Genomic DNA, 8434 nt, shown 5'->3' on the forward strand with positions numbered 1-8434 from the left:
AAGCCTCATAATAAATCATGGAGACCATTGATTTGACCTGTTTCCAGTCCGGTTCTTCCAGACTCATAATGTTTTTGGCCAGCCCCATGATCGAAGAAAAAGGATTAATGATCTCATTGGTGATATTGGAGATGAAATGAGATTTGAGGGATTCAGAGTCCTCCAGCTTTTTATTCACCTCTTTCAGTTCATCGTAGAGTTTCTGTATCTGTTCAAGAGACTTTTTGTTCTGGTCAAATCGTTCTTTGAGTTCGTCCATCAACTCCTGGTCGGTTAATTCGCTCATATTGCAATTAATTTTATATACGTTGAAATATAGTGGGTTTAATCTGTTCCAGAGGGACATCCATTCCCATAATGGATTCCGAATGTCCGATGAAAAAATAACCACCCCTTCTTAATTTTCCGGTCAATTTATTGATCACTGATTCCTGTGTATCCCTGTTAAAGTATATCAGTGTATTGCGACAAAATATCACATCAAATGTATCATTCAGATCATATCTTGAATCCATCAGATTCATCCTTTTGAAACGCGCTTTATTTCTTAATTCAGGCACGATCCGTACCAGCTTTTTACTTCTGTCCTTGCTTTTGAGAAAATATTTTTTCTTCAGATCAATGGGAATATTGTCTATCTTCTCTTCCTTATAGATGGCATCAACAGCCTTTCTGAGAATGTCCGTCGAGATATCCGTACCAAAAATGGAATAATCCAGACCTGAATGATTCTTCTTGAACTCCTCCATAGTAATTGCAATGGTATAAACTTCTTCACCGCTTGAACAACCGGCGCTCCATACTTTCAGGGGTCTCCGTAATGAAAATTGACTGATATATTCAGGCAAGAGATTTTTTTCCAGGAATTCAAAATGAACGGGTTCCCGGAAAAAATCCGTTTTGTTGGTGCTGACCACATCCAGCATATGAATGAGTTCATTTTGTATCCCGTCCTCAGTGAACACATAATCAACGTATTCCTTAAAATCATTCATGTTTAAATACCGAAGCCGCTTTTGAAGCCGGCTTTGCAGCATCACCTTTTTGGCATCAGGCATCTTAATGCCTGCATGCTCTGTAATGAAACGGCTGAGTTTTTTGAAATCCTCATTGGTCATTTTTGTACTGTGAACGGCATTAAAATTCTTCTTTTCCATATTAGTACTGTTCAAAATCATTGTCTTCACCGTTTCCACCCTTGCCATTATCATTCAGGTTCAAATTGTAACCCTGCTTATTATTTTGACTGTAAGATACATTTCCATTTCCCTGGCCGTTTCCACTGCCAGCTCCTTCACTGCTATCACCATGCTCATTTCCGGATTTTTCATTACCAGACTGGACCTGAGTGGATTTTGCAGCATAAGTCTGGCTTGTCGGTGTCTTTGAAGCAAACATTTCTTCGGTAAAAAAAGATTGAAACATGATACAATATTTTGCGGCTATTCAGCCTCATGCTTTTCATTCACCGCTTCCTGAGGACTTTCATCCGCCGGCTGCTGCTGACGGCCCCTTTCTGTGGATGCCTGCACATCTTCAATCTCTTCTGCAGAAAAGACCTTATCCATATCAAGGATCATAATGAATTTATCCTCTATTTTGGCCATCCCATAAATGAACTCGGATTTAATACGGTTGCCTATGGTGGGAGGTGGCTGAATCTGATCTTTTTCAATTTCCAACACCTCCTGAACGGAATCCACAATCGTTCCGACCTGAACATTTTCCCCGCCAACTTCTACCTCCATAACAACGATACAGGTGTTGGCTGTATATTCAGCAGCACTCATTCCAAACTTAAGGCGGGTATCAATCACAGGCAGTACCTGACCCCGCAAATTGATCACTCCTTTCATATAACCAGGTGTTTTAGGTATCTGGGTAATTTTGGTCATTTCCATGATACTCAAAACCCTGCTCACATGTGCGGCAAATTCTTCTTCGCCCAGTTTAAAGGTTAAATAGGATGTAATTTGTTCCAGTTCTTCTTTATTCATCTTTCATGCCTAATTTTATTCAACAATTGAATTCCGGTCTTCCTGATAAGAAGAAAATTTCTCAATCATTTTATTGGTATCCATCACGAGGGCCACTGTGCCATCGCCCAGGATGGTTGCTCCTGAGATCATCTCCTGTTCTTTGTACATCTTACCCATAGACTTCAGAACGGCCTGATATTCTCCAATCACGTTATCCACTACCAGACCCACCCGGGTCTCTTCATACCGGACCGCCACAATCTCTTCGGTTTCATTTTCCGACTCGGGAAGATGAAATTCCTCCCTCAGATTGAAGAACGGAGTCCGTTCGCCATCCAGCACAATAAGGTTGTTAAAATGATCCACTACCTCACTGTGTTTGACGGCATAAATTTTATCCACAGCAGATAAGGGAATGACATATTTGCTCTCAGCGATCTGCACAAGCAATCCGTCAACAATGGAAAGGGTCAGGGGCAATTTAACAGTGATTGTGGTACCTGTACCAGGTTCAGAATCTATTTCCACTTCTCCCCTGATCTCACCCAGGTTCCTTTTAACCACATCCATGCCGACGCCTCTTCCGGAAACATCTGTTATATTTTCTGCAGTGGAAAAACCCGGATGGAAAGTCAGATCAAAGATCTCCTTTCTGGACAAGGAAGCCTCAGGAGAGATCAGATTTCTTTCAACAGCCTTCTTTCGGATCTTTTCCGGGTCTATACCTTTGCCATCGTCATGTACCTGTATATGCACGCTGGCTCCTGAGTAAAATGCCTTGAAGGTTATCTTTCCTTCCTCCGGCTTTCCTGCTTTGCTGCGCTCCTCAGGTGTTTCAATCCCATGATCTATACAGTTTCTTATGATATGGAGCAGGGGATCGGTAAGTTTTTCGATGATGTTCTTATCCAGTTCGGTATCGGTGCCTTCTGCTGTAAAGTTCACCTTTTTATTGAGACTGCCGGAAAGATCTCTGACTAACCGCTGAAAACGGGTCAGCATGGTTTCCACGGGTACAAGGGCCACATCAAAGGCATTGTCACGCAACTGTCGGGTCAGTTTCTGCACATTCTCGGCGATTCCTTCCAGCTCACTGTCTTTCAGTTGTTCGGCACGAAGGCTCAATCTTGCCTGTGTGGTAACCAGCTCACTGACCAGGTTCATCATATGGTCAATTTTCTCGGACTCAACACGAATGCTTGAAATGGTGCTTTCCTTGCTTCCACTTCCTTTGGCAGGCCGGTTATCAGCCACTTCAGCAGAATCTTCTTTCGCGGTAAGGCCGTCTACCATGTCCCTGAAACCCTCGAATCCCAAATCTTTCTCACCACTTGCCTGCTGTTCCAATTGCTCCAGAAAACTGCTGTTATTGAAAAGATTGGTGTTGCTTAGCAGATGCACATTGATCTCAGCCTGCTCCTGAACAAAAATGAACACATCGTGAATGGCATTTTCATCCTCCTGCGTAGCCAGGATGACCTCCCAGTAAGTGTAGCACTTTACCGGTTCCATCTCATGAAGCACAGGAATACGATGCAGATAAGGTATGATCTTGCACTGACCTAATGAATTCAACTCGTCCAAAAGGAAAAGCGGATTGGTGCCATCATCAAAAATATTTTCCGCGGGATCAAAATAGATGTAATAAGTTTTTGAATCATCTCCGCTATCACCGGATGAACTGTCTGAAACACCCTCTCCTGCGTCAGCGGTATTTTCCTCCCCGAGGAATTTCATCACCTGAACGGTAAGGTTTTTATGAGTGGTTTCGGTATCAGGGGAAAGCTCGTCTTTCTCCTTCAAAAGGACTTTCAGATGATCTACTGCCTGCAGTGTAATATCCAGTAAACCTTGATTCACCTGTAAATGGCCTTCCCGGATATTGTCCCACAAATTTTCCAGATGATGAGTGAAATCACTCAGTTTGGTAAAACCAAACATGGATCCCCCACCTTTCAACGAATGCATTGACCGAAAAACCCGCTCAACAAGATCGGTTGAACCGGGATCATTCTCCAGTTTCAAAAGGGCGTCTTCCAGGTTCGAAATGTTATCCGTAGCCTCTTCTATAAACTTTTCTGTGAATTTTTCCATTATCTCATAACTTTTTTGAGTGCAGCCAATAATTTAGCTGGAACAAATGGTTTAACAATCCATCCCGTTGCCCCTGCCTCCTTGGCTTCCTGTTTCTTGGATGCCTGAGATTCAGTGGTCAGGAACAATATCGGGATGCGTTGATATTGTTCCTTTTTACGTACTTCCTTAATGAATTCAATCCCATCCATTTCGGGCATATGAAGATCAGTAATCACCAGGTCAATCGGATCTCCGTTGAAATGCTTCAGAGCATCCGTACCGTCATTACCGAGCTTAACATTATACCCCTCATTCTCGAGCGTAAAGGAAACTACTTCCCTTATGCTCTCAGAATCATCAACTACCAGGATATTTTTACCCATAATTTTATAGATATTTTAAGTTTGCAAAATAGGATCAAATCCGGTATTTTCAACCAAATCCCTGGTTTCATCCGTTAATTCGGCTGAAACAGATATGGTTTTTCCGTATGCTTCGGCCGTTTTCCTCAGGGATTCTATAAGCTGAATGAAGCTGAGATCAATGTTTTCAACCTCTTTAATATGCACATCCAGCTCATTGTACTTTTCAATGGCCTCCAGAAAATTGTCTTTGATCTCTAAAATGGTGTAGATCGTCAGTTCCTTTCTGATGGTCATTTCAGCCTTTTCCGCTCCTTCTTCTTCGTAAGGAGTAATGGTAACATGTTTACTTGTTTTCATTGGTACAAATATTTATTTATTAATTAATAGTTAATTAGTGTTTGTCCATAAAGTCAAAGAAATTTGAAAGAGTCTCGTCTAGAATGTTCGCTGGCAAGGCTTGCGAGTTTTGAATGCCAGTGTAGAGACGTACGGCCGTACGTCTCTACCAGATGTAATCGACTGACATGAAAAACGAGCGTAACGCAGCCAGCGGATATTATAGACAGACTCTAATTAAAACAGCTCCAGATCCCCGCCTTCATCGTCAGATTCTCCCCCTCCATTCTCCATATCTACATTTCCACCATCGGTGACCTGTTCATGTATATCAAATTCTGTATTCATGGTATAATATTGCTTAAGCCGCTCCAGGTTCTCCTTCCTGCTTGCCACATCCTCTTCAGAATTGCTCTTCAGATTGAAGTTAAGCGCATTCAGCTCATCGACAATCGCTTCAATCTCCTTTTCAAAATATTCATAATACTGTATCTGGTTCACCGAGTGCTGAACGTCTTTGAATACCTTATCGCTCAATTCATTATTTTCTTTCAGCTTACCGACGATCTTCGACTCCATTTCACTAAGGTTGTTCATATAATGGCTGATCTTCTCCGGAAAATCCTCACATTCGGTTTCGCCGGCATGCGACATGGAACCGATCACCTCCCGGTTGAGATGTTCCCTGTGCTTTTTATATTCTTCAAAGAGACCCGCCATAATTTTACCATTGCCTTTCAGGTCTTCGAATACCTGAATCATCTGCCTGATGATATTCGCATTGCCTTCATCTTCTTCATGCTGCCAGGAAGGATCTTTCAGCTTACCCTCCAAATCATCCATCAAAGGTTGGATACGGGAGTACCGTTGAAGAATCCGGTTAAGCAATTCAACGATCTCATCCACATTTTTTCTGAAATTGACATTAAACCGGCAAAAATGCTGGATTTGTTGTTCAGCTTTATTTAGATTGTTTTTCAGCGAATTGAAAAATACCTTCTGTTTATCGGAGTCAAAGGAGGTATAATCAGCGCACTGTTTGGAGACCAGTGTCATGTTTTCTCCGATTTCCAGGAATTTATCCGAAATTCTTTCTATAGCCGTCTGTTACTCTTTGTTGGTATGCATCAGTTGGGCAGCCTTTAGACCCGCTATATCCCGCAGGCGTATGAAATATTTCGCTTTTTCATTGAGGGTGGTTTTATCTTCAGATTCGAAATGCTCCAGCTCACCTGCCAATTCTTTATGGGTTCTCTGGATATGCTCCATCTTCTGTTTAATAATATCCTGATATTGCAGGCTGGTAATTATTTTGTTAATGCTTTCGGAGGTTGCATCCGTTTTCTCTTTGATTTCAGGAAGTTTTTGCTTTGCAGATTGATAATGTTGCGAATACACTTCAATCTCCTCTTTCAATAAATCCAGTATTTTATTGATATCCACTTTTTCTGCATTGAATTGATCGCTTAAAAGAAACTTGTCTTTAAGAAGCTGTTTCAGTCTGGCAAAAAGTTTTTCAATTTGAGTAACCTCTTCCCTGAGTGCTTCACAAGTCTCCTGTACATAGGGAGAACTGTATTCCTCAGAAAAGGTCGCTCCCAGTTCCAGATTTGACTCCAGGAATTTAAGGCTTGTAAGATTCTGCTTGAAATTCTTTATCGGGAAAAAGCTTTGACGCAGTTTGGAAAGCAAAGGATTGATCAACTCGCTTACCAGCTCAAAATGAGAGTTAAACAGCTCACTTTGTGACTTTAAACGCTTGTAAAACTTATCGATGTCCTTGATCAATTCATTATTCTCATGGCCTGTGATATAATCAAAAAGATAAGAAGCGTTTTCAGAAATCTGATTGGCCTGTTTGTGGAATTTTTTAAAATCTCTGTTTAATCTTAAAAAATCCTCGGATGAAACCTGATGCAGGGAAACGATTTTTTTATCAATCTCAGAAAAGAGATCTGATATCTCTTGAATGGAGTAAGTTTCCAGCAGGGAATGTAAATTGATATTTTCTTGTTGGTTATCGGACATGATTTATTAGTTAATGATTTTATTTACTGTGTTTAATAGAGAAGGAATGTTAACGGGTTTGTCAATGATCTCCAAGGCCCCCAATTCCTTAGCCTTCCTGTAATATTCCTCATTGGAGTAAGCTGTAACCACCACAACAGGAGTGGTTAATTTATCCGATCCGTTGCTCAGCCGCTTCAGAAAATCAAATCCATCCAGATCAGGCATTAACAGATCGAGCAATATCAGATCAGGCTGGCTATACCTGATATATTCCACTGCCTTTATAGGATCATCCATCAAAACCACATGATAACCCGCATCTTCCAATACCGCCTGCAATAAAATCAGATTGGTTTCAGAATCATCCACCACCATTATTTCTTTCCTTCTCAAACTCATTATCTTTGTACTATGAAATTCTTTTTATATATTGCATACTTTATAACTTCAAACAAATGTACGGATCATTGGAGGCTAAAGTGACAGATATTCAAATGATTTGAATTAGTATATAAGGTGATTTATATCCTACATACAAGGTGACATAAATCACCTATTTGATGTAAACAACTCATTTTTAATCCCATTAAATAAAAAGGACGGTTTAATGAAAGACCAAAACCACATTGACCATACAACACGGGAAAGCAATAACATCGTGATCCCTTTTGAGGAGATGCTCGATGCAAAGGAAATTGAGCAAATAAAAAGCCAAAGCAACGTAGTGAATTACCATAAGAATGATGTAATTTTCAAACAGGATACACGCACTTCCCATGTAATGTACATCTTATCGGGTCTCATTAAAATTTACAGAGAAAGCAGGAACAACAAGACCAAAATCATAAAACTCGGAATCCCGGGAGAATTTCTGGGTCTGAATTCGGTTTTCGGAGAGGAAACTTTCAGTTACTCTGCCGCAGCAGTGGAAAACACCACGGTCTATATCATCGACAGAGAGGTATTCGAATCACTGGTGCGTAACAACGGAGCATATTCCCACGAAATTTTGAAAACAATTACCTCCGAAAACCTGAAAATATTCAAAAGGCTGGTCAGCCAGTCACAAAAGCAGCTCCCCGGAAGAATAGCAGACATTATCGTATATTTTGCCGAAAAAATCTACGATTCCAATCAGTTCTCTTTCCCTTTAACACGTATGGAACTGGCTGAGCTGGCAGGAACTACAAAAGAAAGCCTGATCCGCACACTTACCGAATTCAAACACGATAAGATTATTGAACTGGAAGGCAAACATGTCAACATTAAAAGTTACGACATTATTAAAACATTAAGCAGACTCGGATAAGCAAATTATATGACTAAAAAGAATTTCAATCTACTTATTGTTGACGACATCATCATGAACCGGATGCTCCTTAAAGAGATCACCCTGGAATTTGCCTCTAATGTAATGGAAGCGGAAAACGGAGAAAGGGCCATACAGATAATCAGAGACCAAAAGGTGGATCTGATCTTCATGGATATTGAAATGCCGGTAATGAACGGGCTGGAAACCACCCGATATATCCGTAATGAGATGGAACATCCCTCCTGCGAAATCCCCATTGTGGCATTAACTGCCTATAATCCAGCCGATTTCTTCGCCGACTATAAAAAAGAAGGTTTCAATGAACTGCTCACCAAACCCTATTCTATACAAAAAGT

General features: G+C 40.9%; 12 protein-coding genes. 2 read left to right on the forward strand and 10 right to left on the reverse strand.

From position 1 onward, the window contains the following. From KGY70_13145 to KGY70_13190, 10 genes are all read right to left on the reverse strand, one after another. The coding region (locus KGY70_13145; protein ID MBS3776133.1) for a hypothetical protein at positions 1 to 286 on the reverse strand (286 nt) is incomplete at its 3' end. A 13-nt stretch (positions 287 to 299) separates the two neighbouring features. Then, positions 300 to 1157 (reverse strand): hypothetical protein, encoded by an 858-nt coding sequence (locus tag KGY70_13150; GenBank protein ID MBS3776134.1) that lies wholly within the window; start codon positions 1155 to 1157, stop codon positions 300 to 302. 1 nt (position 1158) lies between these two features. Next, positions 1159 to 1425: a hypothetical protein gene (locus KGY70_13155; GenBank protein ID MBS3776135.1), complete on the reverse strand. Its 267-nt coding sequence runs from the start codon at positions 1423 to 1425 to the stop codon at positions 1159 to 1161. Positions 1426 to 1442: 17 nt separating this feature from the next. Next, on the reverse strand, positions 1443 to 1997 hold the full coding sequence (locus KGY70_13160) for a chemotaxis protein CheW (GenBank protein ID MBS3776136.1): 555 nt from the start codon (positions 1995 to 1997) through the stop codon (positions 1443 to 1445). Between the two features lie 15 nt (positions 1998 to 2012). Next, entirely contained in the window at positions 2013 to 4073 is a 2061-nt protein-coding gene (locus tag KGY70_13165; protein ID MBS3776137.1) for a chemotaxis protein CheA, read from the reverse strand. Next, complete coding sequence (locus KGY70_13170; GenBank protein ID MBS3776138.1) at positions 4073 to 4438, reverse strand: response regulator; 366 nt, start codon at positions 4436 to 4438, stop codon at positions 4073 to 4075. The genes KGY70_13165 and KGY70_13170 overlap by 1 nt, the downstream gene beginning before the upstream one ends. 15 nt (positions 4439 to 4453) lie before the next feature. Then, positions 4454 to 4777, reverse strand: coding sequence for an STAS domain-containing protein (locus KGY70_13175; GenBank protein ID MBS3776139.1), 324 nt, complete (start codon positions 4775 to 4777; stop codon positions 4454 to 4456). A gap of 216 nt (positions 4778 to 4993) precedes the next feature. Then, positions 4994 to 5812, reverse strand: coding sequence for a hypothetical protein (locus KGY70_13180; GenBank protein ID MBS3776140.1), 819 nt, complete (start codon positions 5810 to 5812; stop codon positions 4994 to 4996). Between the two features lie 51 nt (positions 5813 to 5863). Beyond that, complete coding sequence (locus KGY70_13185; GenBank protein ID MBS3776141.1) at positions 5864 to 6784, reverse strand: hypothetical protein; 921 nt, start codon at positions 6782 to 6784, stop codon at positions 5864 to 5866. A gap of 6 nt (positions 6785 to 6790) precedes the next feature. Continuing rightward, a complete protein-coding gene (locus tag KGY70_13190) occupies positions 6791 to 7159 on the reverse strand; it encodes a response regulator (protein ID MBS3776142.1) in 369 nt (122 codons plus the stop codon). 214 nt (positions 7160 to 7373) lie between these two features. Between KGY70_13190 and KGY70_13195 the strand changes: the two genes are divergently transcribed. Both KGY70_13195 and KGY70_13200 read left to right on the forward strand, forming a co-directional pair. After that, positions 7374 to 8075: a Crp/Fnr family transcriptional regulator gene (locus KGY70_13195; GenBank protein MBS3776143.1), complete on the forward strand. Its 702-nt coding sequence runs from the start codon at positions 7374 to 7376 to the stop codon at positions 8073 to 8075. Between the two features lie 9 nt (positions 8076 to 8084). Continuing rightward, positions 8085 to 8434: response regulator (locus KGY70_13200; protein MBS3776144.1), on the forward strand; the 350-nt coding region annotated here is incomplete at its 3' end.

It is taken from the genome of Bacteroidales bacterium (assembly GCA_018334875.1).
Taxonomy (GTDB): Bacteria; Bacteroidota; Bacteroidia; order Bacteroidales; family UBA12077; genus JAGXLC01.

Excerpts from the sequence above, each read along its gene's own strand:
- KGY70_13160 (MBS3776136.1), bottom strand. The coding sequence starts at position 1,997 with ATGAATAAAGAAGAACTGGAACAAATTACATCCTATTTAACCTTTAAA.
- KGY70_13165 (MBS3776137.1), bottom strand. The coding sequence starts at position 4,073 with ATGGAAAAATTCACAGAAAAGTTTATAGAAGAGGCTACGGATAACATT.
- KGY70_13150 (MBS3776134.1), bottom strand. The coding sequence starts at position 1,157 with ATGGAAAAGAAGAATTTTAATGCCGTTCACAGTACAAAAATGACCAAT.
- KGY70_13195 (MBS3776143.1), top strand. The coding sequence starts at position 7,374 with ATGAAAGACCAAAACCACATTGACCATACAACACGGGAAAGCAATAAC.
- KGY70_13170 (MBS3776138.1), bottom strand. The coding sequence starts at position 4,438 with ATGGGTAAAAATATCCTGGTAGTTGATGATTCTGAGAGCATAAGGGAA.
- KGY70_13180 (MBS3776140.1), bottom strand. The coding sequence starts at position 5,812 with ATGACACTGGTCTCCAAACAGTGCGCTGATTATACCTCCTTTGACTCC.
- KGY70_13185 (MBS3776141.1), bottom strand. The coding sequence starts at position 6,784 with ATGTCCGATAACCAACAAGAAAATATCAATTTACATTCCCTGCTGGAA.
- KGY70_13175 (MBS3776139.1), bottom strand. The coding sequence starts at position 4,777 with ATGAAAACAAGTAAACATGTTACCATTACTCCTTACGAAGAAGAAGGA.
- KGY70_13155 (MBS3776135.1), bottom strand. The coding sequence starts at position 1,425 with ATGTTTCAATCTTTTTTTACCGAAGAAATGTTTGCTTCAAAGACACCG.